At 73.4% G+C, this 25,344-nt stretch carries 22 protein-coding genes; 11 read left to right on the top strand and 11 right to left on the bottom strand.

What is annotated here, in order from left to right; translation table 11 throughout:
- Positions 1-20 precede the first annotated feature (20 nt).
- The 5 genes from lspA to P3H78_RS00265 all read left to right on the top strand — a co-directional run bounded on the left by lspA (position 21) and on the right by P3H78_RS00265 (position 4,679).
- Positions 21-647: a signal peptidase II gene (lspA, locus tag P3H78_RS00285; RefSeq protein ID WP_276106641.1), complete on the top strand. Its 627-nt coding sequence runs from the start codon at positions 21-23 to the stop codon at positions 645-647.
- Between the two features lie 81 nt (positions 648-728).
- Positions 729-1,673, top strand: coding sequence for an RluA family pseudouridine synthase (locus P3H78_RS00280; protein ID WP_276106640.1), 945 nt, complete (start codon positions 729-731; stop codon positions 1,671-1,673).
- Positions 1,670-2,146 (top strand): GNAT family N-acetyltransferase, encoded by a 477-nt coding sequence (locus P3H78_RS00275; RefSeq protein WP_276106639.1) that lies wholly within the window; start codon positions 1,670-1,672, stop codon positions 2,144-2,146. The genes P3H78_RS00280 and P3H78_RS00275 overlap by 4 nt, the downstream gene beginning before the upstream one ends.
- Positions 2,147-2,285: 139 nt before the next feature.
- A complete protein-coding gene (locus P3H78_RS00270; RefSeq protein ID WP_276107304.1) occupies positions 2,286-3,872 on the top strand; it encodes a Na+/H+ antiporter in 1,587 nt (528 codons plus the stop codon).
- A 60-nt stretch (positions 3,873-3,932) separates the two neighbouring features.
- Positions 3,933-4,679 carry an SDR family NAD(P)-dependent oxidoreductase gene (locus P3H78_RS00265; protein ID WP_276106638.1) on the top strand — a complete coding sequence of 249 codons (747 nt, stop codon included), beginning with the start codon at positions 3,933-3,935 and terminating at the stop codon, positions 4,677-4,679.
- A gap of 56 nt (positions 4,680-4,735) precedes the next feature.
- Here P3H78_RS00265 and P3H78_RS00260 read toward each other — a convergent pair whose 3' ends face one another.
- Entirely contained in the window at positions 4,736-5,851 is a 1,116-nt protein-coding gene (locus P3H78_RS00260; RefSeq protein ID WP_276106637.1) for a mechanosensitive ion channel family protein, read from the bottom strand.
- A 150-nt stretch (positions 5,852-6,001) separates the two neighbouring features.
- Between P3H78_RS00260 and P3H78_RS00255 the strand changes: the two genes are divergently transcribed.
- Positions 6,002-6,577, top strand: coding sequence for a dienelactone hydrolase family protein (locus P3H78_RS00255; RefSeq protein WP_276106636.1), 576 nt, complete (start codon positions 6,002-6,004; stop codon positions 6,575-6,577).
- Positions 6,578-7,110: 533 nt separating this feature from the next.
- Here the strand turns inward: P3H78_RS00255 and P3H78_RS00250 are convergent.
- From P3H78_RS00250 to P3H78_RS00230, 5 genes are all read right to left on the bottom strand, one after another.
- On the bottom strand, positions 7,111-7,449 hold the full coding sequence (locus P3H78_RS00250; RefSeq protein WP_276106635.1) for an STAS domain-containing protein: 339 nt from the start codon (positions 7,447-7,449) through the stop codon (positions 7,111-7,113).
- A gap of 370 nt (positions 7,450-7,819) precedes the next feature.
- Complete coding sequence (locus tag P3H78_RS00245; protein ID WP_276106634.1) at positions 7,820-9,490, bottom strand: alkaline phosphatase D family protein; 1,671 nt, start codon at positions 9,488-9,490, stop codon at positions 7,820-7,822.
- Between the two features lie 91 nt (positions 9,491-9,581).
- Positions 9,582-10,391, bottom strand: coding sequence for a thioredoxin domain-containing protein (locus P3H78_RS00240; protein ID WP_276106633.1), 810 nt, complete (start codon positions 10,389-10,391; stop codon positions 9,582-9,584).
- A 70-nt stretch (positions 10,392-10,461) separates the two neighbouring features.
- Positions 10,462-11,157: a hypothetical protein gene (locus P3H78_RS00235; RefSeq protein WP_276106631.1), complete on the bottom strand. Its 696-nt coding sequence runs from the start codon at positions 11,155-11,157 to the stop codon at positions 10,462-10,464.
- Positions 11,158-11,226: 69 nt separating this feature from the next.
- The gene (locus P3H78_RS00230; protein WP_276106630.1) at positions 11,227-12,552 is read right to left on the bottom strand and encodes a DUF2252 domain-containing protein; all 1,326 of its coding nucleotides are present in this window, start codon (positions 12,550-12,552) and stop codon (positions 11,227-11,229) included.
- Positions 12,553-12,820: 268 nt separating this feature from the next.
- Between P3H78_RS00230 and dnaE the strand changes: the two genes are divergently transcribed.
- On the top strand, positions 12,821-16,360 hold the full coding sequence (gene dnaE, locus P3H78_RS00225) for a DNA polymerase III subunit alpha (RefSeq protein WP_276106629.1): 3,540 nt from the start codon (positions 12,821-12,823) through the stop codon (positions 16,358-16,360).
- Between the two features lie 110 nt (positions 16,361-16,470).
- On the opposite strand, the gene P3H78_RS00220 is transcribed toward dnaE, so the two are convergent.
- On the bottom strand, positions 16,471-16,644 hold the full coding sequence (locus P3H78_RS00220; RefSeq protein WP_276106628.1) for a hypothetical protein: 174 nt from the start codon (positions 16,642-16,644) through the stop codon (positions 16,471-16,473).
- 224 nt (positions 16,645-16,868) lie between these two features.
- On the opposite strand from P3H78_RS00220, the gene P3H78_RS00215 reads away from it, so the two are divergent.
- The 4 genes from P3H78_RS00215 (at position 16,869) to P3H78_RS00200 (ending at position 20,884) form a co-directional block, all read left to right on the top strand.
- Positions 16,869-18,113: an NYN domain-containing protein gene (locus P3H78_RS00215; protein ID WP_276106627.1), complete on the top strand. Its 1,245-nt coding sequence runs from the start codon at positions 16,869-16,871 to the stop codon at positions 18,111-18,113.
- A 74-nt stretch (positions 18,114-18,187) separates the two neighbouring features.
- Entirely contained in the window at positions 18,188-19,162 is a 975-nt protein-coding gene (locus tag P3H78_RS00210) for an ABC transporter ATP-binding protein (protein ID WP_276107303.1), read from the top strand.
- A gap of 119 nt (positions 19,163-19,281) precedes the next feature.
- Positions 19,282-20,103 (top strand): ABC transporter permease, encoded by an 822-nt coding sequence (locus tag P3H78_RS00205; RefSeq protein ID WP_276106626.1) that lies wholly within the window; start codon positions 19,282-19,284, stop codon positions 20,101-20,103.
- A 34-nt stretch (positions 20,104-20,137) separates the two neighbouring features.
- A complete protein-coding gene (locus P3H78_RS00200; RefSeq protein ID WP_276106625.1) occupies positions 20,138-20,884 on the top strand; it encodes a hypothetical protein in 747 nt (248 codons plus the stop codon).
- A gap of 296 nt (positions 20,885-21,180) precedes the next feature.
- Here P3H78_RS00200 and ybaK read toward each other — a convergent pair whose 3' ends face one another.
- The 4 genes from ybaK to P3H78_RS00180 all read right to left on the bottom strand — a co-directional run bounded on the left by ybaK (position 21,181) and on the right by P3H78_RS00180 (position 25,223).
- Positions 21,181-21,681 carry a Cys-tRNA(Pro) deacylase gene (ybaK, locus tag P3H78_RS00195; protein ID WP_276106624.1) on the bottom strand — a complete coding sequence of 167 codons (501 nt, stop codon included), beginning with the start codon at positions 21,679-21,681 and terminating at the stop codon, positions 21,181-21,183.
- A gap of 42 nt (positions 21,682-21,723) precedes the next feature.
- Positions 21,724-22,464 (bottom strand): LON peptidase substrate-binding domain-containing protein, encoded by a 741-nt coding sequence (locus P3H78_RS00190; protein WP_276106623.1) that lies wholly within the window; start codon positions 22,462-22,464, stop codon positions 21,724-21,726.
- A gap of 11 nt (positions 22,465-22,475) precedes the next feature.
- Complete coding sequence (locus P3H78_RS00185; protein WP_276106622.1) at positions 22,476-23,489, bottom strand: hypothetical protein; 1,014 nt, start codon at positions 23,487-23,489, stop codon at positions 22,476-22,478.
- A gap of 156 nt (positions 23,490-23,645) precedes the next feature.
- Positions 23,646-25,223, bottom strand: a complete 1,578-nt coding sequence (locus P3H78_RS00180; RefSeq protein WP_276106621.1) for an oxidoreductase — start codon at positions 25,221-25,223, stop codon at positions 23,646-23,648.
- Between the last annotated feature and the right edge of the window lie 121 nt (positions 25,224-25,344).

Here is a 25,344-nt window from a genome sequence, read left to right as displayed (position 1 = left end):
ACCTAGGTTGAGGGACTCACGTGGCAGAGGCGGAGCGCATCATCGGTACGCCGGACACCCCGGACGCGGAACGGCCCGGCCCCGAGGGCACCCCGGCCGGGGGGACCGGCGCGGCGGCGGACGCCGGCGGGACGGACGGCGCGGGACGGACCGCGCCCCGCAGCAGGCGGCGGATCGCGGTGCTCTTCGGCGTCGCGGCCCTCGCGTACGCCCTGGACCTGGTCAGCAAGCTGATCGTGGTGGCCCATCTGGAGCACCACGCGCCGATCGAGATCGTCGGGGACTGGCTGAAGCTGGAGGCCATCCGCAACGCGGGCGCCGCCTTCGGTGTCGGCGAGGCCTTCACCGTGATCTTCACGGCGATCGCGGCCGCCGTGATCGTGGTCATCGCCCGGCTCGCCCGCAAGCTCTACAGCCTGCCCTGGGCCGTCGCGCTCGGCCTGCTGCTGGGCGGCGCCCTCGGCAACCTCACCGACCGGATCTTCCGCGCGCCCGGCGTCTTCGAGGGCGCGGTCGTCGACTTCATCGCGCCCAAGCACTTCGCCGTCTTCAACCTCGCCGACTCCGCGATCGTCTGCGGCGGCATCCTGATCGTGCTGCTGTCCTTCCGCGGTCTGGACCCGGACGGCACCGTCCACAAGGACTGACGGCACCGTCCGCGGGGGCCGGAGCGGCCACCGCGAGGGCGGGGGCGCGGAGCTGCCGGAGGCGTCCGGCATACTCGACGGGTGAGCACGATTCCCGAGATCCGTACCCTGCCCGTGCCGGACGGCCTGGAGGGCGAGCGCGTCGACGCCGCCATCTCCCGCATGTTCGGCTTCTCCCGTACCAAGGCGGCGGAGCTGGCCGCGGCCGGGAAGGTGCTGGTCGACGGGGTCGTGGTCGGCAAGTCCGAGCGGGTCGGCGGCGGCTCCTGGCTGGAGGTCGAGATGCCGCAGGCGTCCGCTCCGGTGCAGGTCGTCGCCGAGCCCGTCGAGGGCATGGAGATCGTGCACGACGACGAGGACGTGGTCGTCGTCGTCAAGCCGGTCGGGGTCGCCGCGCACCCCAGCCCCGGCTGGACCGGACCGACCGTGATCGGCGGTCTCGCCGCCGCCGGCTACCGCGTCTCCACCTCCGGGGCCGCCGAGCGCCAGGGCATCGTGCACCGCCTCGACGTGGGCACCTCCGGTCTGATGGTGGTCGCCAAGTCCGAGCGGGCCTACACCTCCCTGAAGCGGCAGTTCAAGGAGCGCACGGTCGACAAGCGCTACCACACGCTCGTCCAGGGCCACCCCGACCCGACCAGCGGCACCATCGACGCGCCCATCGGCCGCCACCCGAACCACGACTACAAGTGGGCGGTCACGGCGGACGGCAAGCCCTCGGTCACGCACTACGACCTGATCGAGGCGTTCCGCGCGGCCTCCCTGCTCGACGTGAAGCTGGAGACCGGCCGCACCCACCAGATCCGCGTCCACATGGCCGCCCACCGCCACCCCTGCGTCGGCGACCTGACCTACGGCGCCGACCCCACGCTCGCCAAGCGGCTCGGCCTGACCCGCCAGTGGCTGCACGCGGTCCGGCTCGGCTTCGAGCACCCCGGCGACGGGCAGTGGGCGGAGTTCTCCAGCGACTACCCGGAGGACCTGCAGAAGGCTCTCGACCAGGTCCGCGAGGAGACCTACGGATGAGCCGGCCCGAGCCCGCGTACACGGTGCGCGTCGCGGAGGACCCGGCGGACCGCGAGGCCTGCTTCGCGGTGCGCAAGCAGGTCTTCGTGGCCGAGCAGGGCGTCCCCGAGGAGATCGAGTACGACGCCCACGACGCCGGCGCCGTCCATGTGCTCGCCGTCCGCGCCGACGGACTGCCGCTCGGCACCGGCCGGCTGCTGCACGGCGAGGCGGCCGCCGCGAAGACCGGCGGCGACCCGGCGGTGGGATCCCTGGGCCGGCTCGCCGTCACCCGTGAGGCCCGCGGCCTCGGCGTCGGCGCCGCCCTGGTGCGGGCCGTCGAGGACGCCGCCCGTGCGCACGGGCTCGCGGCGGTGGACCTGCACGCCCAGACGCACGCGCTCGGCTTCTACGAGCGCCTCGGCTACGCGGCGTACGGGCCGGAGTTCCCGGACGCGGGCATCGCCCACCGGGCGATGCGGCGCCCGCTGTAGGACCGCTCCGCTCGTGCGGCCCACGGTGCCGCGCCGCGCCGCGGGACCGGGCGCGGCGGCGTACAACCGCAGGTCGCAGGGGTGACATGGCACGCTTGAAGTCTGTCGTGTGTACGTCTGGATCACCGGAGCGCTGACCGTGGATCAGTTGGCCCTGTTGTTCGTGGTGTTGCTCGGGGCCGTGGTGAGTGTGCCCGTGGGCGACCGGCTGGGGCTCCCGGCGCCCGTGCTGATGACCCTGCTCGGGGCGGCCCTCGCGCTGCCCGGCTTCGTGCCGAACGTCAGCATCCCGCCCGAGCTCATCCTCCCGGCGCTGCTGCCGCCGCTGCTCTACGCCGCCGTGCGGCGCACCTCGTGGCGCCAGTTCACGGCCAACAAGCGGCCCATCTTCCTGCTGGCCGTGGCGCTGGTCTTCGTCACCACCCTGTGCGTCGCGGCCGTCGCCCACGCCGTCGTGCCCGGCCTCCCGGTCGCGGGCGCGGTGGTGCTCGGCGCGCTGGTCGCCCCGCCCGACCCGGTCGCGGCGACCGCGGTCGCCGGCCGGCTCGGGCTGCCGCGCCGCCTGGTGTCGATCCTGGAGGGCGAGGGGCTCTTCAACGACGTCACCGCGATCGTCCTGTACCACGTGGCCATCGCCGCCGCGGTGAGCGGCTCGTTCTCGCCCTGGCGGGCAGGGCTGGACCTGGTGCTGTCCGCGGTCGTGGCGGTCGCCGTCGGGCTGGTGCTGGGCTGGGGCACCGACAAGCTGATGGGGCTGCTGGACGACCCCACCCTCCAGATCGGCCTCACCCTGCTCGTCCCGTACGCCTCCTACGTGCTGGCGGAGGAACTGCACGGCTCCGGCGTCCTCGCCGTGCTCACCACCGCGCTGTTCCTCGCCGAGCACGCCGCCGACGCCGACGACGTCATGACCCGGCTGGCCGGGCACACCGTCTGGGACGTCGTCGACACCCTCGTCACCGGCGTGGCCTTCGGGCTGGTCGGGCTGGAACTGCACAACGCGATCCGCACGGCGAGCGGCCGCTGGGGCGAACTCCTCGGCTGGGCGGCGGCGGTGGTGGTCGTGGTGGTGCTGGTCCGGCTGCTGTGGCTGCTGCCGGCGACCTGGCTCACCAAGCGGCTGCATGCGCTGCGCGACTACGACGAGGAGATCCCGCTGAGCTGGCGGGAGACACTCGTCATGTGGTGGTCGGGGATGCGCGGGGTGGCGTCGGTCGCGCTGGCCCTGGCCATCCCGCTGCACACGGACGACGGGGGCCCCTTCCCGGACCGCGACGAGATCGTCTTCGTCGCCTTCGGGGTGATCATGGCGACGCTGGTGCTCCAGGGGCTGACCCTGCCGTGGCTGGTGAAGCGGCTGGGCGTGCGGGCCGACACCGAGCGCGAGAAGGACTTCGAGAAGCAGCTCGCGGCCCGTGCGGCCAAGGCCGCCAAGAGCCGGCTGAGGGAGATCGAGCAGGTGGAGGACCTGCCGGAGGAGCTGTCCGAGCAGATGCTGCGGCGCGCCTTCGAGATCGGGGTGCGCATCAGCCCGGACATCGGCGACGAGGAGCGCCGGGAGGCGCACGAGTACCGGGTGCGGCGGCTGAAGCGGGTGCGGCGGATCCAGAGCGAGATGCTGAGCGCGGCCCGCCACGAGGTGCTGGCCGCACGCAGCGAGCCGGGCGCCGACCCGGAGATCGTGGACCGGGTGCTGCGCCATCTCGACGTGCGCAGCCTGCGGTGAACCGGGGGCCGTGCTGTGCGGCGGCGTGACCGCCCGCGCCCGCCTTTGTAGGCTCGGCCCATGAGTCGCAACGTGGTGATCAGCGGGGGCGGCACGGGCATCGGTCTCGCCGCGGCGCGGGCCTTCGCGGCCGACGGGGACCGGGTGCTGCTGCTCGGGCGGCGGGGTGACGTGCTGCGCCGGGCCGGGGTGCCCGGGGCGCTCACGCACGCCGCCGACGTCGGGGACGTGGCGGGCGCCCGGGGCGTGGCCGACTTCGTGGCCGCCGAGATGGGCGCGGTCGACGTCCTGATCCACAGCGCCGGGGGCTCGGGGCGCCACGAGCCGCGCCCCGAGCGGGACGAGCCCGATCCGCTGGACGAGGTCGCCGACGACTGGACGGCCGCCTTCCGGATCAACACCCTGACCGCGGTGCTGCTCACCGAGGCCCTGCGGCACCGGCTCGCCGAACCGGGCGGCCGGGTGCTCTTCCTCGGCTCGATCGCCGCCTACCGGGGCTCGGGCAGCGGCGCCTACGCGGCGTCCAAGGCCGCCCTGCACCCGTACGCCCACGACCTGGCCCGCCGGCTCGGGCCCCACGGCATCACCGTCAACGTCGTCGCGCCCGGGTACGTCGAGGACACCGAGTTCTTCGGGGAGACGATGTCCGAGGAGCGGCGCGCCCAGCGGATCGCGGAGACCTCCACCGGGCGCGCCGGGACGCCCGGCGACGTGGCCGCGACCCTGCACTGGCTCGCATCGCCGGGCGCGGGCCACATCACCTCGCAGATCATCCAGGTCAACGGCGGGGCCGAGCGCGGGCACTGAGCCGTCCGGCCGCGCCCCGGCCGGTCCGGGCGGCCCCGCGTGGCGGCCGGCAGGTGTCAGCCGCGGTCGGAGGCCGGCTTGTCGAAGGAGAGCCAGGCCGCCGCCTCGTCGGAGGAGCGGTGGCCGTCCCCGCGGCCCGGCGGCGGGACCGCCTCGGCGGTGTTGACCCGGGGCAGCGCGTACGGGTGCTCCGCGTACAGCCAGCGGATCATCTCCTCGCGCACCGCGACCCGGACCGTCCAGATGTCGTCCGCGTCCTTGGCGGTCACCAGCGCCCGCACCTGGAGGGTGTTGGGGGTCGCGTCGGTGACGACGAGCGAGTAGGAGCGGCCGTCCCAGGCCTGGCAGGAGCGCAGCACGTCGCGCAGCTTCTCCCGCATCGCCTCCACGGGGGCGCTGTGGTCGAGGTGCCAGAAGACGGTGCCGGTCATCTGCGGGGTGCCGCGGGACCAGTTCTCGAACGGCTTGGACGTGAAGTACGACACCGGCATGGTGAGCCGCCGCTCGTCCCAGGTCCGCACGGTCAGGAAGGTCAGGGTGATCTCCTCGACCGTGCCCCACTCGCCGTCCACGACGACCGTGTCCCCGATCCGCACCATGTCGCCGAAGGCGATCTGCAGCCCCGCGAACATGTTGCTGAGGGTCGACTGCGCGGCGACACCGGCGACGATGCCGAGCAGTCCGGCGGACGCCAGCAGCGAGGCGCCGGCCGCGCGCATCGCGGGGAAGGTCAGCAGCATCGACGCGATGGCCACCACGATGACGATCGCCGAGACCACCCGCATGATCAGCTCGACCTGGGTGCGCACCCGGCGCACCCGGGCCGGATCGCGGTGTATCCGGGCGTAGCGCGAGTACGACGTCTCGACCACGGCCGCCGCGATCCTGATCACCAGCCAGGCGGCCGACCCGATGAGCACCAGCGACAGGGTCCGGCCGACGCCGACCCGGTTCTCCTGCAGCAGGCGGGCCTCGGCGTAGGAGCCTCTCAGGAGGGCGGAGCACAGCACGAGTTGGTAGGGGACCCGGGCGCGGCGCAGCAGTCCCCACAAGGGTGTCTCGTGGTGCCGCTCGTCGGCCTTGCGCAGCAACAGGTCCGTGGCCCAGCCGACGACCAGCGTGAGGACGACCGAGCCGCCGAGCACGATCAGCGGGCGGAGTACGTTCTCCATGTCTGCGAACCTAACCAGCCGCGGGCCGGGATGAACATGAATGTTCAGGGCGTCAGTGGGAAGGGGCCCGCGCGGTGTGGCGAGGCTCTCGACGGCACCCGCTCCCGGCGGCGGCCGGGCGGTGCCGTACCCGCCTGGCACCATGGCCTCATGAACATCATGCTCTTTCACTCGGCCTACGGCCTCAGACCCGCCGTGCGCGCGGCCGCGGACCGGCTGCGCGCCGCCGGGCACGAGGTGTGGACCCCGGACCTCTTCGAGGGCCGCACGTTCGACACGGTCGAGGAGGGCATGGCCTTCAAGGACGAGGTCGGCAAGGACGAGCTGCTCAGGCGGGCCGTGCTCGCCGCCGCGCCCTACTCCGACCGCGGGCTGGTCTATGCCGGCTTCTCGCTCGGCGCCTCCGTCGCGCAGACCCTCGCTCTCGGCGACGAGAAGGCCCGCGGCCTGCTGCTCCTGCACGGCACGTCCGACATCGCGCCGAACGTCACCGCCGACGACCTCCCCGTGCAGCTGCACGTGGCCGAGCCCGACCCGTTCGAGACGGACGACTGGCTGAGCGCCTGGTACCTGCAGATGCGCCGGACCGGCGCCGACGTGGAGGTCCACCGGTACGCCGGGGCCGGGCACCTGTACACCGACCCCGACCTGCCGGACTGGGACGAGGAGGCCGCCGAGGCCACCTGGCGCGTCGCGCTCGGCTTCCTGGACGAGCTGCAGGCCTGAGCCTCACGCGACGCGGACACGGGGCGGCGACCATCGCCCCGACCGCCGCCGGCCTGATCGACACACGTGACGCCCGCCGCAGGGCGGTCGGCCGCCTCCGCACCGGGGAGGTGCGGTGCGGCACGGTTTCGTGCCGGGGACGTGCCGTACCGGACGGGACCGACTCGGTCGGGCCCGGCGCGTGCGGCCTCGGCGGCGTCGGTGAGGTCGTCGGGTCGGGCCACCGTCGCAGCGGCGCGCCGCAGCCTCGCGCGAGGCTGCGGGCAGTGGGAGCAGAGGCTGTTGTCGCCCGCGGCGCTGTGCGCCGGACGCCTGGCGAAAGTCCGGGAAGCCGGCGGCGTACGCGGGCCGACGCGGCGGTCGGCGGCGGTGCCGCGGCCGGGGGGACTGAGGGCCGGATCCGCCGTCGAGACTGTCTGCGGCACCGGCACCGGCACGGCACCGACACCCACCCTCCGGGCCTGTCGCCGTCGGGCACGTCACCGCGCGGAAGTCGCGGTGCGGGGCGCCGGTGCTCGGTTCGTCCTCAGCCGTCAGGCGGCCTGGTCGAGGGGTGCTCCGGGGAGCAGTTGGTCGAAGCCCATGGCGGGGAACAGGTCGGAGGCCAGGCGCAGGAGCCTGTCGGGCTGGGCGGTGAGACCCGTGACGGCTGCGGTGCGGTGCGGGTGCCCGGTCTCCGTGAGGTGGTCCGTGAGCAGGTGAAGGCCGGCGACGTCCATGAAGGCGGCGTCGTGCAGGTCCCAGGTCACCGTGGTGACCTCCGGCGGGAGGGCGGCGCGGCTGGCGCGCAGGTCGGCCAGTGCGGTGAAGTCGATGTCGCCGTGCGGGACGATCCGGGCGGTGCTGCCGTCGATGGTCGTGGTGCTGTGCATGGTGGGCGTGCCCCCTTCCAGGGGGTGATGAGCCCAAAGACGAAACGTCCCCGAGGGGTACGCGCCGACGATGGCGGAGCTGAATGCCCGAGGAAGGGGCGATGTCCAGCGTCCATGGGCGACCTCGAGGGTCGGCCAGTCTCTTCGTCCCCCTACTGTTGCACACCGACAACGGTATGCGCCACGGGCTGCCGGGGTGTGGTGCGTACCACCCGCAGGCCGGGCCCTCCGCCACAGGGGCCCACCCGGTGCCGGGCCGGCGAGTGAGCGCATCTCCTGACGCGGGCTCCGCCAGGTGGTGGCGAGCGGCAGACGCCGGCGGCGTCCGGGGCCGCCCGGCCCGGTGGCGCGGGCGGCCCCGGAGCGGGGCTCACACCGGGTCGTAGGTCCGCTCGACCTTCTGCGTGCCCGAGCGGGTGCGGTACGAACGCTCCCAGGACGAGGTCGCGTTCGGATGCGTGCGGTCGGAGAGCACGTAGTAGTCCATCTGCGCGCGCTCGGCGGTGATGTCCAGGACGCCGTAGCCGTGCCGGTCGGTGTCCACCCAGTGCACGTGCCGGTTGGCGGCGCGGATCACCGGGGCGGCGACCGCGGAGACGGTGCCCTCGGGGACCCTGACGATGTCGTCGAGGTTGTCCGAGGTCATGGAGGTCACCACGAACTCGGTGGCGGCCGACGCCGACAGCGGGTACGTGCCGGCGTCCACGGGCACGTCGTTGGCCCAGGCCATGTGGATGTCGCCGGTCAGGAAGACGGTGTTGCCGATCGCGTTCGACCGCAGGTGGGACAGGAGTTCGCGGCGGTCGTCCGTGTAGCCGTCCCACTGGTCGGTGTTGACGGCGAGTCCCTCCTGCGGCAGCCCGAGCAGCTTGGCCAGCGGCTTGAGCAGGTCCGCGGAGAGCGAGCCGACGACGAAGGGGGAGATCATCACCGAGTTGCCGATCAGCCGCCACGTGGTGTCGGAGGACTTCAGGCCCGCCTTCAGCCAGTCGAGCTGCGCGCGGCCGGTGATCGTGCGGTTCGGGTCGTCGACGGAGCCGCCGGCGCCGGACACCTGCTGGGAGCGGAAGGAGCGCAGGTCCAGCAGGGACAGGTCCGCGAGCCGGCCGAAGCGCAGCCGCCGGTACGTGGTGCCCGCGAGGGCCGGGCGGACCGGCATCCACTCGAAGTAGGCCTGCTTGGCGGCCGCCTGACGCGCGGTCCAGGTGCCCTCGGCGCCCTCGGTGTGGTTGACCGCGCCGCCCGACCAGGCGTTGTCGGCGAACTCGTGGTCGTCCCAGATCGCGACGACCGGCGCCTTGTGGTGCAGCGCCTGCAGGTCGGGGTCGGTCTTGTGCTCGGCGTGCCGCATCCGGTAGTCGGCGAGCGTGATGGTCTCGTTGGCGGGTGCGTGCGGGCGGACCACCGTGCCCCGCGCCGCGTACTCGCCGGACTTGTACTCGTAGATGTAGTCGCCGAGGTGCAACCACGCGTCGAGGTCGTTGCGGGCGGCCAGGTGGCGGTAGGCGGAGAAGTAGCCGGCCTCCCAGTTGGAGCAGGAGACCACGCCGAAGCGCAGGCCGGGCACGCGTGCGTCGGCCGCCGGTGCGGTGCGGGTGCGGGCCACCGGGGAGTCGACGCCGCCGGCCGTGAAGCGGAACCAGTAGTCGGTGGCCGGGGCGAGGCCGCGGATGTCGGCCTTCACGGTGTGGTCGGAGGCGGCCGTCGCGGTGGTGGAACCCCGTGAGGCGATGTCGGTGAACGCCTTGTCCCGGGCGACGACCCAGATCACCTCGGTGTCCGGGCCGGTCCCGGAGCCGGGTATCGCCTCCGGGACCGGCGTGACGCGGGTCCACAGCAGGATGCCGTCGGGCAGCGGGTCGCCGGAGGCGACGCCGTGCAGGAAGGCGGGGGTGTCCGAGGCGGCGCGGGCCGGAAGGGCGGCGGCGAGCGGGCCTGCCAGGACAGCGGTCGCCGCCGCGGCCTTGACGACCGTACGGCGGCGGGGCGGGAGGGAGCCGAGGCGCTGGAGTGCCTCGGACGATCTGATTCGACTGGTCACGACCGATCAGGTTACTGATCGGTATGCGCACGAGCGGGCGAACCCCGAAAGTTCGCCCGCTCTTCACGTGCACGCCGGAGGTGGCGCGGTGTCAGCCCTTGAGGGCTGCGCCGACCACCCGGTTGAAGTCGGCCACCGTCAGCAGCGGCTGACCCCCGTTGAGCTGCTTGCCGTCCATGACGAGGCCCGGAGTGCCCTTCACCCCGTCCTTGTTGGTGTCGAAGGTCTTCGACATGGCCATCGCCCAGGCGTCGTAGGTGCCCTTCTTCACCGCGTTCCGGAAGGCCGTGTCGCCCTTCAGCGCGGGCACGGTGTCCGCGACCTGGAGGAGGTACGCGTCGTCCTTGAACTTGTCGGTCGTCTCGTCCGGGTGCCACTTCGCCGAGTACAGCGCGGACTTGTACGCGAGGAACGCGTCGGGGCTGACGTTCAGCGCGGCGCCCAGGGCGCTCAGCGCGTTCTTGGAGCCCTCGCCGTTGTCGTGGTCGTCGATGAAGGTGGCGCCGACGTACTGGATCTTGAACGTGCCGTCGTCCAGGTCCTTCTTCACCGTCGTGCCGACCGACTGCTCGAACGCCGCGCACACGGGACAGCGCGGGTCCTCGTAGAGCTTGAGGGTCTTCTTGGCGGTGTCCTTGCCGAGGACGACGGTCGTGCCGTCGGTGCCCGTGGTGTGGGCGGGCGCGACGACCTTCTCGCTCTTCACGGCCTCCCAGTGGCCGGGCTTGTTGGCCTGGACGACGGCGTAGCCTATGCCGCCGGCCGCCGCCAGCACGGCGACGACCGCGCCGGCGACGACGAGCTGCCGCCGGGTCCTGGCCCGCTTGGCGTCGCGCTCGCGTTCGGCGCGCAGCCGCTCACGGGCCGCCGTCTTCGCCGACTGACTGTTCCGCTGGCTCATGGTGGTCTTCTCCTGTGGGACGCGCAGCTCTCGTGCGCGGGGGGTACGTGCGGGGGACGGGGCGTGCCGCTCAGACGAGGGCGGCGACGGGGCGGGGCGGTCCGCGGCGTCCCAGGGTGTGCACGAACAGGCGGGCGCGCAGAGCGGCGGCCCGCGGTGCGGGAGCGGCCGGCCGGCGGGTGGCGGGGGCGGGGCGCACGGCTCCGGCGGCGACCGCGAGCAGCAGCGGCCGGAAGGTGCTCGCGGCCACCGCGCGCAGCAGCTGGGCCAGCGCCCGCTCGCCGCGGCGCAGCCACGCGGCCGCGAGGAGGCCGACGCCCACGTGCGCGGCGAGCAGCAGCCAGGCGGTGGCCGGGGCGGCGTGGGCGAGGGTGGCGGCGAGCCGGTCGGTGTCCGTCCCGGTCACATGCGCCAGCGGCATGCCGACGTCCGGGCCCCCGCCGCACAGCACGTCGAATCCGACGGAGCGCAGCGGTCCCGCGACCGGGCCGCCCGCACGGCCGTAGCAGACGTGCTGGCCGGTGGTGAAGACGGTGTCGGCCGCCAGCTCCAGCGGGATCAGCAGGGCGGCGATCCGCCCGAAGCCGCGCTCGCGGCCCGCGAGGGCGAAGGCGAGCGCGAACACGGCGGCCGCGACGGCGGCCACCGTGTTCACCGGCAGGGGGACCCGGGACAGCAGTACGTGCGACGCGGTGCTGAGCGTCACGACCACGGCCGTGAACAGCGCCGCGCGCACGGCTCTGAGCTGGGTCCCGGATATGTCCATAGCGAGAGGAGAGTCTGTCACGGGCTGCGGTAAGGGGCCCTTAAAGGGTGCCCTGCGCGGCCCGTTCCGTCACAGACCCGGAATGCTGCCGTTGCGGAAGAGGTCCAGGAAGATCTGGTGGTCGGCCCGGGCGCGGGCGCCGTAGTCGTGCGCGAAGGCGACCAGCAGCGGCGCGAAGCCGTCCTCGTCGGCGGCGATCGCCGCGTCGATGGCCCGCTCGGTGGAGAAGGGCACCAGCGACTCGCCGGACTGGTCGTCGGCCGCCGCGTGCATCGTCGCCGTGGCCCGGCCGAGGTCCGCGACCACCTGCGCGATCTCCTCCGGGTCGTCGATGTCGCTCCAGTCCAGGTCGACCGCGTACGGCGAGACCTCGGCGACCAGCTGGCCGGAGCCGTCCAGCTCGGTCCAGCCGAGCCACGGGTCGGCGTGCGCCTGCAGCGCGCGCTGGGAGATCACCGTGCGGTGGCCCTCGTGCTGGAAGTAGCCCCTGATCGCCGGGTCGGTGATGTGCCGGGAGACCGCCGGGGTCTGGGCCTGCTTGATGTAGATGACGACGTCGTTCTCCAGGGCGTCGCTGTGGCCCTCCAGCAGGATGTTGTACGACGGCAGGCCGGCCGAGCCGATGCCGATGCCGCGGCGGCCCACGACGTCCTTCACACGGTAGGAGTCCGGGCGGGCCAGGGAGGTCTCGGGCAGCGTCTCCAGATAGCCGTCGAAGGCGGCGAGGACCTTGTACCGGGTGGCCGCGTCCAGCTCGATGGAGCCGCCGCCGCCCGCGAAGCGGCGCTCGAAGTCGCGGATCTCCGTCATCGAGTCCAGCAGCTCGAAGCGGGTCAGGGAGCGCGCGGCGCGCAGCGCGTCCAGCAGGGGGCCCTCGGCGGTCTCCAGGGTGAAGGGCGGCACCTCGTCGCTCTTGGCCCCGGTGGCCAGGGCGTGCACCCGCTCGCGGTAGGCGGCGGCGTAGACCGCGACCAGCTCGCCGATCTGCTCGTCGCTGAGCGCCTTGGCGTACCCGACGAGGGCGATCGAGGCGGCGAAGCGCTTCAGGTCCCAGGTGAAGGGGCCGACGTAGGCCTCGTCGAAGTCGTTGACGTTGAAGACCAGGCGCCCGTTCGAGTCCATGTAGGTGCCGAAGTTCTCCGCGTGCAGGTCGCCGTGGATCCACACGCGCGAGGTGCGCTCGTCCAGGTAGGGTCCGCCGCGCTTCTCGGCCTCCAGGTCGTGGTAGAAGAGGCAGGCCGTGCCGCGGTAGAACGCGAAGGCCGAGGCCGCCATCTTCCGGAACTTCACGCGGAACGCGGCCGGGTCGGCGGCCAGGAGCTCGCCGAAGGCGGTGTCGAGGACGGAGAGGATCTCCTCGCCGCGCTGCTCGTCGTTGAGCTGGGGTACCGACATCGCTGGGTGCCTCCTGGTACGGGGTGGTACGAGACGTTTCGAGACGTTGGGGCGGATCCGGCCGGACGCCTCCCCCACGCCCAACGTCCGGCGGCGCGGGGGAGTGCCCGCCGATTCCTCGCACCGAAGGTACGCGGCGGACGCCGCCGAGTGTCAGTGCCGGGGCATAGACTTCGACGCTGTCCCCCCGAGACCCGTCCGGAGCCCGTCGGCACCCGCCCTCCCGCCGCCCGAGCGCCGTGGCACCCGAACCCTGGAGGCCGCCACCGTGTCCAAGCCGCCGTTCACGCACCTGCACGTCCACACCCAGTACTCGCTGCTGGACGGTGCCGCGCGGCTGAAGGACATGTTCAACGCGTGCAATGAGATGGGCATGACGCACATCGCCATGTCCGACCACGGCAACCTCCACGGGGCGTACGACTTCTTCCACACCGCGCAGAAGGCCGGAGTCACCCCGATCATCGGGATCGAGGCCTATGTCGCCCCGGAGTCCCGGCGCAACAAGCGCAAGATCCAGTGGGGCCAGCCGCACCAGAAGCGGGACGACGTCTCCGGTTCCGGCGGCTACACGCACAAGACCATCTGGGCGGCCGACCGGACGGGCCTGCACAACATCTTCCGGCTCTCCTCGGACGCCTACGCCGAGGGCTGGCTGCAGAAGTGGCCGCGGATGGACAAGGAGACCATCGCCCAGTGGTCCGAGGGGCTCATCGCCTCCACCGGCTGTCCCTCGGGCGAGCTGCAGACCCGGCTGCGCCTCGGCCAGTACGACGAGGCGCTGAAGTCCGCCGCCGAGTACCAGGACATCTTCGGCAAGGACCGCTACTTCCTGGAGCTGATGGACCACGGCATCGACATCGAGCGCCGGGTGCGCGACGGGCTGCTGGAGATCGGGAAGAAGCTCGGCATCCCGCCCCTGGTCACCAACGACTCGCACTACACCTACGCGCACGAGGCGACCGCCCACGACGCCCTGCTGTGCATCCAGACCGGCAAGAACCTCTCCGACCCCGACCGCTTCAAGTTCGACGGCACCGGCTACTACCTGAAGTCCACGGACGAGATGTACGCCATCGACTCCTCGGACGCCTGGCAGGAAGGCTGCCGCAACACGCTCCTGGTGGCCGAGCAGATCGACACCACGGGCATGTTCGAGAAGCGCGACCTGATGCCGAAGTTCGACATCCCCGAGGGCTACACGGAGGTCACCTGGTTCCAGGAGGAGGTCCGCCGCGGCATGGAGCGCCGCTTCCCCGGCGGCGTCCCCGACGACCGCCAGCGGCAGGCCGAGTACGAGATGGACGTCATCATCCAGATGGGGTTCCCGGGCTACTTCCTCGTGGTCGCCGACTTCATCATGTGGGCCAAGAACAACGGCATCGCGGTCGGCCCCGGCCGAGGCTCCGCGGCCGGCTCGATCGTCGCGTACGCCATGGGCATCACCGACCTCGACCCGATCCCGCACGGCCTGATCTTCGAGCGGTTCCTCAACCCCGAGCGCGTCTCGATGCCCGACGTCGACATCGACTTCGACGAGCGCAGGCGCGTCGAGGTCATCCGGTACGTGACCGAGAAGTACGGCGCCGACAAGGTCGCCATGATCGGCACCTACGGCACCATCAAGGCGAAGAACGCGATCAAGGACTCCGCGCGCGTGCTGGGCTACCCGTACGCGATGGGCGACCGGATCACCAAGGCGATGCCGGCCGACGTCCTCGGCAAGGGCATCCCGCTGTCCGGCATCACCGACCCCGCGCACCCCCGGTACTCGGAGGCCGGCGAGGTCCGCGGCATGTACGAGAATGAGCCGGACGTGAAGAAGGTCATCGACACCGCGCGCGGTGTGGAGGGCCTGGTCCGGCAGATGGGCGTGCACGCCGCGGGCGTGATCATGTCCAGCGAGACCATCACCGAGCACGTCCCGGTCTGGGTGCGGCACACCGACGGCGTGACCATCACGCAGTGGGACTACCCGAGCTGCGAGTCGCTCGGCCTGCTGAAGATGGACTTCCTGGGCCTGCGCAACCTCACGATCATGGACGACGCCGTCAAGATGGTGAAGGCCAACAAGGGGATCGACATCGATCTCCTGAGCCTGCCGCTGGACGACCCCAAGACCTTCGAACTGCTCCAGCGCGGCGACACCCTCGGCGTCTTCCAGTTCGACGGCGGCCCCATGCGCTCGCTGCTGCGGCTGATGAAGCCCGACAACTTCGAGGACATCTCCGCCGTGTCGGCCCTGTACCGGCCGGGCCCGATGGGCATGAACTCCCACACCAACTACGCCCTGCGCAAGAACGGCCAGCAGGAGATCACCCCGATCCACCCCGAGCTGGAGGAGCCGCTCAGGGAGGTCCTGGACGTCACCCACGGCCTCATCGTCTACCAGGAGCAGGTGCAGAAGGCCGCCCAGATCATCGCGGGCTACTCGCTCGGCGAGGCCGACATCCTCCGCCGCGTGATGGGCAAGAAGAAGCCCGAGGAACTGGCGAAGAACTTCGTCCTCTTCCAGGAGGGCGCCCGGAAGAAGGAGTTCAGCGACGAGGCCATCCAGGCCCTGTGGGACGTGCTGGTCCCCTTCGCCGGCTACGCCTTCAACAAGGCGCACTCCGCCGCGTACGGCCTCGTCTCCTACTGGACCGCCTACCTGAAGGCGAACTACCCGGCCGAGTACATGGCCGGCCTCCTCACCTCCGTCAAGGACGACAAGGACAAGTCGGCGATCTACCTCAACGAGTGCCGCCGCATGGGCATCAAGGTGCTCCCGCCCAACGTCAACGAGTCCGAGTCCAACTTCGCCGCCCAGGGCGACGACGTGATCCTCTTCGGCCTCTCCGCCGTCCGCAACGTCGGCACCAACGTCGTCGAGTCGATCATCAGGTGCCGCAAGGCCAAGGGGAAGTACGCCTCCTTCCCCGACTACCTCGACAAGGTCGACGCCGTGGTCTGCAACAAGCGCACCACGGAGTCGCTGATCAAGGCCGGCGCCTTCGGCTCCATGGGCCACACCCGCAAGGGCCTCACCGCGCAGTACGAACCGATGATCGACAACGTGGTGGCGGTCAAGCGCAAGGAGGCCGAGGGGCAGTTCGACCTCTTCGGCGGGATGGGGGAGGAGGCCGCGGGCGAGCCCGGCTTCGGGCTCGACGTGGTCTTCGGCGAGGACGAGTGGGACAAGACCTACCTGCTCGCCCAGGAGCGGGAGATGCTCGGCCTGTACGTCTCCGACCACCCGCTCTTCGGCCTGGAGCACGTGCTGTCCGACAAGGCGGACGCGGGCATCGCCCAGCTGACCGGCGGCGAGCACGCGGACGGCGCGGTCGTCACCATCGGCGGCATCATCTCCGGCCTGCAGCGCAAGATGACCAAGCAGGGCAACGCCTGGGCCATCGCCACGGTCGAGGACCTCGCGGGCTCCATCGAGTGCATGTTCTTCCCGGCGACCTACCAGCTGATCTCCACGCAACTCGTCGAGGACGCGGTGGTGTTCGTCAAGGGCCGCCTGGACAAGCGGGAGGACGTGCCGCGCCTGGTCGCGATGGAGCTGATGGTCCCCGACCTGTCGAACGCCGGCACCAACGCGCCGGTGGTCCTCACCATCCCGGCCACCCGGGTCACCCCGCCCATGGTCAGCCGCCTCGGCGAGATCCTCGGCCACCACAAGGGCGACAGCGAGGTCCGCATCAAGCTCCAGGGCCCGCGCAAGACCACGGTGCTGCGCCTGGACCGGCACCGGGTCAAGCCGGACCCGGCGCTCTTCGGCGACCTGAAGGTGCTCCTCGGCCCGGCCTGCCTCGCGGGCTGACGGGCCTCCGCGGACCCCGCCAGGGGCCCCGCGGAGCGCACGAGGGGCGTGCCCGCAACCGGGTACGCCCCTCGCACCTGCCCCGGCCCACAACGGCCGGGGCGCCGCCGTCAGTTGTGGCCGAAGCGCTTCTGACGGCCCTTGCGCGCCATATCAGCGGGGGCCACCGGCCCGGCGTGGTGCTCGGGCTGCGGCTCCATCGCGGACCGCTCCGACTCGCGGGGGGCGCTCGCGCCCACCGACGCCTTCGGACGGGTGCGGTCCTGCTTGCGGTTCTTGGCCATGGTGATCAACCTCCTGGGGGGGATCTAGGGGCCAGGGCCGCGACCAGATTCACATAGCCCGACAAAGAACGCATGTCGGACAATTACCGTATGTGACAGGCATGCTCGGCCACGCCGGGCCCGGAAACGCCACGCCGAAGATCGAGTTCAGGCCCCAACCCCGGCGCCGTCGGGCAGACTCGAAGCAAGCCCGAAGCAAACCTCCCGGAGAGAGGGTGGAACGCGTGGACCGCTGCATCGTCCTGGTGGACGCCGGGTATCTGCTGGGGGCCGCCGCCAGTCTCCTCGCCGGGGAGCCGTCGAGGTCCCGGATCGCCGTCGACCACAACGCCCTCGTCCAGGGCCTGCGCGACCAGGCCGAGACCGACACGGAACGGCCCCTGCTGCGCATCTACTGGTTCGACGGCGCCCCCGACCGCGTCCCCCAGCCCGAGCACCGGCGGCTGCGCGTGATGCCCCGGGTCACCGTCCGGCTGGGCGCCCTGACCCGCAGCGACGGCCGCTGGGCGCAGAAGGGCGTCGACGCCGCCATGCACGCCGAGCTGACCGAACTGGCCCGCAACCGCGCCTGCTCCGACGTCGTCCTCGTCACCGGCGACGGCGACCTGCTGCCCGGGATGATGGCCGCCAAGGAACACGGCGTCGCCGTCCACCTCTGGGCCGTCCAGGCCGCCGACGGCGACTACAACCAGTCCGAGGACCTGGTGGCCGAGGCCGACGAGCGCCGCGTCCTGGACCGCACCTGGATCACCAAGGCCGTCCGGGCCAGGGAACTCACCGGCGTCTGCGCCCCGCCGCCCGCGCCCCGCCCCGAGATCGCCGCCATCCTCTCCGCACCCCTGCCCGAGTCCGCGCCCGGCTCCGCGGAGCGCCCCGCCGAGGAGCAGCACCACCCCGCCGGGGACGCCACCCGCAACGGCGTGGCGGAGCGGGCCCAGACCCCCAAGGGCGTCCCCACCCCCAAGGACCTCGCCGCCCTGCGCTCCCACGGCGTCCCGCCCGCCGCGCACCCCGCCACGGCCACCCTGCGCTGGTCCTCCGACCGCGGCTGGGTGGACCGCCCGGGGACGGCCGCCGAGCCGGCCGATGCGGCCTCGATGCCGACGCTGGCCCAGCTCACCACGGCCGAGCAGCGCTGGGCCGACCGCGAGGAGGACATCACCACGGTCGGCGGCGACCCCTACGAGGTCGGCCAGGTCTTCGCCCGCCGCTGGGTCGAACGGCTCGGCGAGCAGGCGCACCTCCAGAGGCTGTCGGCGATGTACCCGCGCGTCCCGCACCGCATCGACGGGGAGCTGCTGCGGTACGCGGCCCGCTTCGGGCTCCTCGCCCACAAGGACGACCAGATCGACGAGCACGACCGCTACGCCATCCGGGCCGGCTTCTGGCGCGAGATCGACGTCCGCACGGCGACCGAGCACGTCCCCGCCGGCGAGGCGGGCCCGACGGGACGCCCCAAGGACGAGTAAAGGCCCCGGACCCCGTAGTCTCGTCCTTTGTGAGTACGCGCGCGGCACAGGCACTTCGGCACCAGCACGACGTGGTGTGCGCGGTGCGCGGGCTGACCAAGACCTATCCCGCCCTGCGCGCCCGGCGCGGCACCCCCGGCGCCCCCGAGGTGCGGGCCACCGACGAGGTCGCCCTCGACGTCCGCCGCGGCGAGATCTTCGGCCTGCTCGGGCCGAACGGTGCCGGCAAGTCCACGGTCGTCCGCCAGCTCACCGGGCTGATGCGGCCGGACGGCGGCAGCATCGAGATCCTCGGTCACGACATCGTGGCGCACCCCGAGCGGGCCGCCCGCATCCTCGCCTACCTGGGCCAGGAGTCCACCGCCCTGGACGAGCTGACCGTCTCCCTGGCGGCCGAGACCACCGGCCGGCTGCGCGGCCTGGACGCCCGCAGCGCGCGGGCCGAGCGGGACGCCGTCCTCGACGAGCTGGGTCTCGCGCCGATCGCCGGGCGCCCGCTGAAGAAGCTCTCCGGCGGCCAGCGGCGGCTCGCCTGCTTCGCCGCGGCGCTGGTCGGCGAGCGCCCGCTGCTGGTCCTGGACGAGCCCACCACCGGCATGGACCCGGTGGCGCGCCGCGCGGTGTGGTCCGCGGTCGACCGCCGGCGCGCCGAGCGCGGCACCACGGTCCTGCTGGTCACCCACAACGTCATCGAGGCCGAGACCGTGCTGGACCGGGTCGCCGTGCTCGACCGAGGCCGGGTCATCGCCTGCGACAGCCCGGCCGGCCTGAAGGAGCGGGTCTCCGGCGAGGTGCGGGTCGAGCTGGTGTGGCGCGAGGGCGCCCCGCTGGACGTGGCCGAGGTCGCCGCGCTCCGGGAGCGGGCGGTGGAGTCCGGCCGGCGCTGGACCCTGCGGCTCGCCCCCGAGGAGGCCCGGGCGGCGGTCGCCACGGTCACCGGCGGCGCCGCCTTCGAGGCCCTGGACGACTTCACCCTCGCCACGCCCAGCCTGGAGGACGTCTACCTGGCGCTCGGCGGCGCGGCCCGGCAGGGTTTGGTGAAGGCATGAGCACGCGGGCCCGGGGATCCGTACGGGACGACGCGGGCGGCGGGGGTGAAGCCCCCGGCGCCGGGAACGCGACCGGGGTGCGGAACACGTTCGCCGCAGGGAATGAGGAGCAGTTCGACGTGAGTGCCGTACCCGCCGGTGTGCTGTCCGGCGCCAGGACCGCCGGGGGCGTTACCGGCCGGGACGCCGCCGTGCTCGCACCGCGGGCCCGGCTCTGGCCGTCCCTCGCGGCCGTGTACCGGGCCCAGCTGTCCCGGGCCCGCGTGGCGCGGATCCCGCTGCTGTTCGTGGCGACCTTCCAGTCCGTCGGCATCATGGTCATGATGCGCGGGGTGGTCGGCGGCGGCGGGGAGGCCCGCTCCGTGGTGGCCGGCGCCTCGATCGTGGTCGTCGCCTACGTGGCGCTGAACCTCCTCGCCCAGTACTTCGGGCATCTGCGGGCGAGCGGCGGCCTCGACCACTACGCGACGCTGCCGGTGCCGCCCGCCGCCGTGGTGCTGGGCGCCGCCGCCGCGTACGCGTCCTTCACGGTGCCGGGGACGGTCGTGACCGCCGTCTTCGGCTGCGTGCTGTTCGGGCTCCCGCTGGGCAACCTGTGGGTGCTGCTGGCCGTGGTCCCGCTCGCCGGTGCCGCGCTGTCCGGGCTCGGGGCCGCCTGCGGCCTGCTCGCGCCGCGTCCGGAACTGGCGACCCTGCTCGGCCAGCTCGGCATGTCCGCGGCGCTGCTGCTGGGCGTGCTGCCGCCCGACCGGATGCCCGAGGCCGTGCGCCTGGCCCGCGACCTGCTGCCCTCCACCTACGGCGTGGAGGCCTACGCCCGCTCCTTCTCCGCCCACCCCGACTGGGCGCTCGTGGCCGGTGACATGGCCGTGTGCGCCGCGGTCGGGGTGGTGTCCCTGGCCGCTGCCACCTGGGCGTACCGGCGGGCGGCCGTCCGGTGACGCGGCCGGCCGACGTACCTGGCACGATGACAGGGTGACCGCTCCGTTGACTCCACCTCCGCCGCCGCACCAGCGGCCCTCCCAGCCCTCCCCGTCCTCCGGGGCGTCCGAGTCCGACGGGGCCGCGCCGGCCGGGCAGGACCCCCGCGGACAGGCCTGGCAGATGCCGACCACCGGTGCCGCGATCCCCTCCTACGGACAGGACGGGCCGGGGATGCCGGCCGAGATCCGTGAGGGAGCCGTGGTCACGGCGGCCGTGACGCTGTCCGGGGCACTGCTGGGGCTGCTGTGGTGGTGGCTGGCCCCCCACGTGCCGCTGGTCGCGGACGTGGTGGACAACAGCTGGGTCGTCTACTTCAAGGACACCGAGGGCGAGCAGGCCATCGGCGTCGACGGAACGTTCACGCTGCTCGCGCTGGCGTTCGGCGCGGTCAGCGCTGCGGCGGTCTTCCTCGCCCGCCGGCGCGGGGGCGTGCCGCTCGTGGCGGGCCTGGGCGTCGGCGCGCTGCTCGGCTCGCTGCTGGCGTGGCGGCTGGGCGTCTGGCTCGGCCCCGGCCAGGACGTGATCGCCCACGCGAAGGCCGTCGGCAAGGGCGTCGTCTTCTCCGCCCCGCTGAAGCTCGGGGCCAAGGGCGCGCTGCTGGCGTGGCCGCTCGCCGCGCTGGTGGTCCACCTGGGCCTCACCGCCCTCTTCGGCCCCCGGGACCCCGATCCCCACGGCCACCTCTACGGCCACGACACCTCCTCCGACGGCCCCCACGAGGGCACCCCGGCGGCGTAGCACCTCCCCACGGCCCGCCGCGGGGACGGCTCCCGCCGGGCCGCGGGCGCATCGCCGCGCGCCCGGACCGCCGCGCGCCCTGCCTCGGCCGCAAGTGGCACCCGCCGCGCCGTGCCCGGGCCGCCGGCATCCGCCGCGTCCTGCCTCGGTCGTGCCCGGCCTCCGCCGCGTCCTGCCTCGGTCGTGCTCGGCCTCCGCCGTGCGCCGCCGTCGTCGGACGCCGCTCGGCCGGCGTCCGCGGACCCGGGGCGGGCGACCGCAGCCGGTGCTCCGGGCCGCTCCCGGCCGCTACGCGTTCACGCGCGCCCGATCGGGGCGAGGACCGCGTTCGTCAGACGGGCGAGGTCGTCCGGGGACAGCTCGACCTCCAGGCCGCGCCGGCCCGCCGAGACGCAGATCGTGGCGTGGGCGCGCGCCGACTCGTCGAGGACCGTCGGCAGCCGCCGGCGCTGGCCCAGCGGGGAGATGCCGCCCCGGACGTAGCCCGTCGTCCGCTCGGCCAGCGCCGGGTCCGCCATCGCCGCCCGCTTGCCGCCCACGGCGGCCGCCAGCGCCTTCAGGTCCAGGGAGCCGGCCACCGGGACCACGGCCACCGTCAGCGTGCCGTCGACGTCCGCCACCAGCGTCTTGAACACCCGCTCCGGGGAGACGCCCATGGCCTGCGCCGCCTCCTCGCCGTAGGACGGGTGGGAGGGATCGTGGTCGTAGGAGTGGATCGCGTGGTCCACGCCCGCCGTGCCGAGCGACACAGTCGCCGGGGTGCCCCCCGCCTGCTGCTTCTTCGCCTTCTTGGCCATGTGGGAGCTCCCCGCGCCTTCCTGCCGGTCCCGTCGGCGGTGTCAGTTCAGACTGGTCGGGCTGCGCGTCAGCTCCGACGCCGGGAGCGAGGGCAGATGACGGATGATCGCCGTCTCCGCGCGCAGCAGCTTCAGTTCGTCGCGCAGCCGGGACGAGATGTCGGGCGCCTGCAGCAGGCGCTGCTTCGTCGGCACGTCCAGCATCATCGCGGCCGCGACCAGGTACGACACCACGCTCGGCTCGTCCGGCAGCTCCGCACCGGTCGACAGCGACCGCTCCCGCGCCCCCGCCAGCCGCTTCTGGTACTGCCGGAAGGACCGCAGCACCCCCTCGGCCAGCGCGCCCGCCTCGTCGCCGGGCTCCTCGGGCAGCTCCTCCAGCTCGGCCGTCAGATACGGGCCGCTCGTGTCGACGGACAGCAGCCGCACCCGGGTCGTCCCGGTCGCCAGCACCTCGAAGGAGCCGTCCGCCCGCTCCCGGATCGTCGCCGCGTCCGCGATGCAGCCCACGCCGTGGAAGGCCCGCACGGGGTCGGGCCCGAACCCGGCGGTGGGCCCGCGTTCGGGCACGGCCGTCGGATCGGGCATGCCCGGGGCGGTCGTGGCGACCTCGTGGCCGTCGCGGATCGCCACCACGGCGAAACGGCGCGGTTCGTCCTCGGGCGTCTTGAGGAGCGTGCGCATCATGGCGCGGTAGCGCTCCTCGAAGATGTTCAGCGGGAGCACCAGCCCCGGGAACAGCACCGAGTTCAGGGGGAAGAGCGGGAGCCGGACGGTGGTCACGACGCAAAAGCCTAATGGTCGCCGGCGCGGGCCCGACCGCCGCGCCCTTCCCGGGGGTGCCCCGAGGGCGCCAGAGGGGCCGCACGGACGTCCTCGCGCAGCCGCAGGAACAGCCCGAGCGGGTCGTCGGACACCCGGTCCCAGGGGAAGGAGGTGGCGTGGGGGCCGATGAGCAGCAGCTGTCCCCGCGCGTCCTCCAGCCGCCCGAGCCGCGCCAGCACGTACGCCAGCAGGTTGCGCACCTCCGCCGGCCACGGGTCGGCGGCCGGGAACCGGGCGGACAGGGCGACGGCGCGGTCCGCCGCCGCGTCCAGCCGGGCGCGCGGCACCCGGGGGCCGCAGCCGTCGGTCAGGTAGGAGAAGGCCGTGCGCGCCGGGAGCGCCTGGACGAGCGAGTCGGGCGGCGCGTCCTGCGCGGCGAGGTCGGCGAAGTCGAAGCACTCGTGGTGCGAGCCGTGCCAGGAGGACGCCAGGTACCGCAGGGCCGCGACATGGCAGCCGTAGTGGTGCGGGGCGCGGCGGACCGCGGCCTCCCACAGCTCCTCGACGTAGCGGTGCCCGGCGCGCGAGCCCCGGGCGTGGTCCAGGGCCAGGCGCCACGGCACCGGGTCGCGGCCGTCGCCGCGTGCGGCCGCCGTGATCAGCGGGCTCACCCCGCGCAGCAGCTCGGCCCGCGCGGGGGAGGGCCAGGCCCGGTCCACTGCGAGCTGCGCGGCGACCAGCAGCGTGTCGGGGTCGTGCGGTGCGGCCGCGCGCCAGGTCTCCAGCCACTCGCTGCGGGAGCGGGCGAAGGCGGCGAGCCGGGTCACGTACCGGTCGCGGTCCTCCCACTCGGCCCGCCCCCGGGTCTCGGCGAGCAGCGCGGCGGCGGGCCCGTGGTCGCCTCGTGCCGCCGCGACCAGGACGGGGGCCAGGCGGGCGTCGGGCGCGTCGAGGAGCACCTCGTCGGCGACGTGGCGGGCGGCGGCGGACGGGGTCCGGGCCGCGCGGATGAACGGGGGCAGCAGAGCCATGGTGTCGACCATTGAAAGACCGCAGGTCGGGGACGCGCCAGGGGGAACGCCGAACCGGCGGAAAGTTGTGCGCCGACCGGTCAAGGGCTGGTAAAGGGTGACTGTTCCGCCCTGTCCTGACCCTGTGCCCGATGGGCGGAATCACAGGACAAATGCGGTACGCCGGGCTCAGCCGCGGCGCAGCAGCCGGGTCGCGCCCGCCGCCACCGTCGTCGCCAGGATCCAGCCGAGCAGGATCATCGCCGCGCTCAGCCACTGCCAGATCCCGCGCAGCTGCCACTGGCCCACCTGCCCGAGGTCGATCACGGGCAGGAGCAGGTCGAGGGCGAACAGGGCCGGGTTCCACTCCGGGTGCCCGTCGGGGTTGACCGGGGGGTGGGAGGCCCGGGCGAAGGCGAGCGTGCCGGCCGCCCACAGCACGGCCATCCACACCGCGGCCCGCCCCGGCCGGTACCCGTAGGCGACCGTCCAGTCCTGCACGTAACCCCAGGACTTCGCGGCGAGCGGCAGCGTCTCGCGGCGCCGGCGCTGCTTGGCCAGCAGCACCTCGCGCGCGTCCTCGTCCTCGCCCGCCGCGCGCAGTACCGCGGCCAGCCGCTCGTAGGGCTCCGGGTTGTACTCCGCGGTCGCCGCGGCCACCCAGTCGAGCCGCTCGGTCAGCGGGAAGGGGCCCTGCGGCACCAGGTTCTCGTAGGCGAAGCCGCCCATGTGCAGGCGGCCCGCGCCGGGCCAGCTGTCCGCCCGGTCGACCAGGTTCACGATCCGGGCGCCGGACAGCACCACCCGGCCGCGCTGCGGCCGCTCGCCGAGGAAGCGCAGCTCCGGCGTCTGCACCCGGCGCAGCGACAGCTCCTGGTCGTCGCCGAGGGCGAACCGGGCCCGCTCCAGGTCCACCGCGTCGCCGAAGCGCCCGTCGTCCAGCCGCACCCCGCCCCGGCTCTCGAACGGTTGGATCCGCGTCCCGCGGGCCGGGGTCACCCCGCTCAGCAGCGGATTGCCCACGCCCGCCGGGGTCAGGTACAGCGAGCGCTCCACGGTCAGCTGCGGCGCGTTCAGGGCCGGTCGGGCGGCCGGGCCGGCGAGCCGGGCGCCGCGCAGGCTGAGCGACACGCCGACCTTCGCGCTGCGCAGGCTCAGCTCGCCGTACGACTCCAGCAACTCCGCGGTGAGGTCCTGGCCGACGGTCATGCCGTCCGCCGCGATCGACCGGCCGTTGCGGTCCCGGTGCACGACGGCCTGGCTGAGCAGCAGGTCCGTGCCGATGTGCGCGTCGGTGAGCCGCACCCCGCCGTGGAACCGGCAGCGCGGCAGATGCAGGTCCCCCTCCGTGTGCACCCGGGCGGCCTCCAGCCGCGGCACCGAGCAGTCCACCAGCCGCACGGTCGTGAAGTGCGCCTCCGGCAGCAGCACCTCCTGCTCGAACCGGCAGCCGGTCAGCTCCACGTACGGCACGACCGCGCCGCCCGCGAGGTCCAGCACGCCGGCGATCTGCACCCCGGTCAGCTTCAGCGACGACACCCGCCCGGCCAGCGCCGGAGGGCCGTCCAGGAGCAGCCAGCACACGATGCGCGCCCGCACGGTCCGCTCCGGTCCCCAGGGATGCCCGCCGTGCGGATCGTCGACCACCCCGTCACCGCTGCGCAGGTCGTACACGCTGCCGTTGCGGAACGCCTGCCACATGCCCGCCTCGGCGGCGGTCAGGTCGTCCGGCAGGTCCCCGTCGCGGAAAGCGGCCTCCTCGGTCACGTCGCTTCCCTTCCTCCCCGGCTACCCGCCGGTTTCGTACAACCGTTCATGCCCGGTGCGTGACGGTCTGAACACAAGACGTGAAGGGGATCTTCCGGGTTGCGGCGCGGGGCCGTATCAC

The organism is Streptomyces tropicalis, from assembly GCF_029269835.1.
Taxonomy (GTDB): Bacteria; Actinomycetota; Actinomycetes; order Streptomycetales; family Streptomycetaceae; genus Streptomyces; species Streptomyces tropicalis.
This window is presented reverse-complemented; position numbering and strand designations above follow the sequence as displayed.

Excerpts from the sequence above, each read along its gene's own strand:
- P3H78_RS00275 (WP_276106639.1), top strand. The coding sequence starts at position 1,670 with ATGAGCCGGCCCGAGCCCGCGTACACGGTGCGCGTCGCGGAGGACCCG.
- P3H78_RS00265 (WP_276106638.1), top strand. The coding sequence starts at position 3,933 with ATGAGTCGCAACGTGGTGATCAGCGGGGGCGGCACGGGCATCGGTCTC.
- P3H78_RS00260 (WP_276106637.1), bottom strand. The coding sequence starts at position 5,851 with ATGGAGAACGTACTCCGCCCGCTGATCGTGCTCGGCGGCTCGGTCGTC.
- P3H78_RS00255 (WP_276106636.1), top strand. The coding sequence starts at position 6,002 with ATGAACATCATGCTCTTTCACTCGGCCTACGGCCTCAGACCCGCCGTG.
- P3H78_RS00250 (WP_276106635.1), bottom strand. The coding sequence starts at position 7,449 with ATGCACAGCACCACGACCATCGACGGCAGCACCGCCCGGATCGTCCCG.
- P3H78_RS00240 (WP_276106633.1), bottom strand. The coding sequence starts at position 10,391 with ATGAGCCAGCGGAACAGTCAGTCGGCGAAGACGGCGGCCCGTGAGCGG.
- P3H78_RS00235 (WP_276106631.1), bottom strand. The coding sequence starts at position 11,157 with ATGGACATATCCGGGACCCAGCTCAGAGCCGTGCGCGCGGCGCTGTTC.
- P3H78_RS00230 (WP_276106630.1), bottom strand. The coding sequence starts at position 12,552 with ATGTCGGTACCCCAGCTCAACGACGAGCAGCGCGGCGAGGAGATCCTC.
- P3H78_RS00220 (WP_276106628.1), bottom strand. The coding sequence starts at position 16,644 with ATGGCCAAGAACCGCAAGCAGGACCGCACCCGTCCGAAGGCGTCGGTG.
- ybaK (WP_276106624.1), bottom strand. The coding sequence starts at position 21,681 with ATGGCCAAGAAGGCGAAGAAGCAGCAGGCGGGGGGCACCCCGGCGACT.
- P3H78_RS00185 (WP_276106622.1), bottom strand. The coding sequence starts at position 23,489 with ATGGTCGACACCATGGCTCTGCTGCCCCCGTTCATCCGCGCGGCCCGG.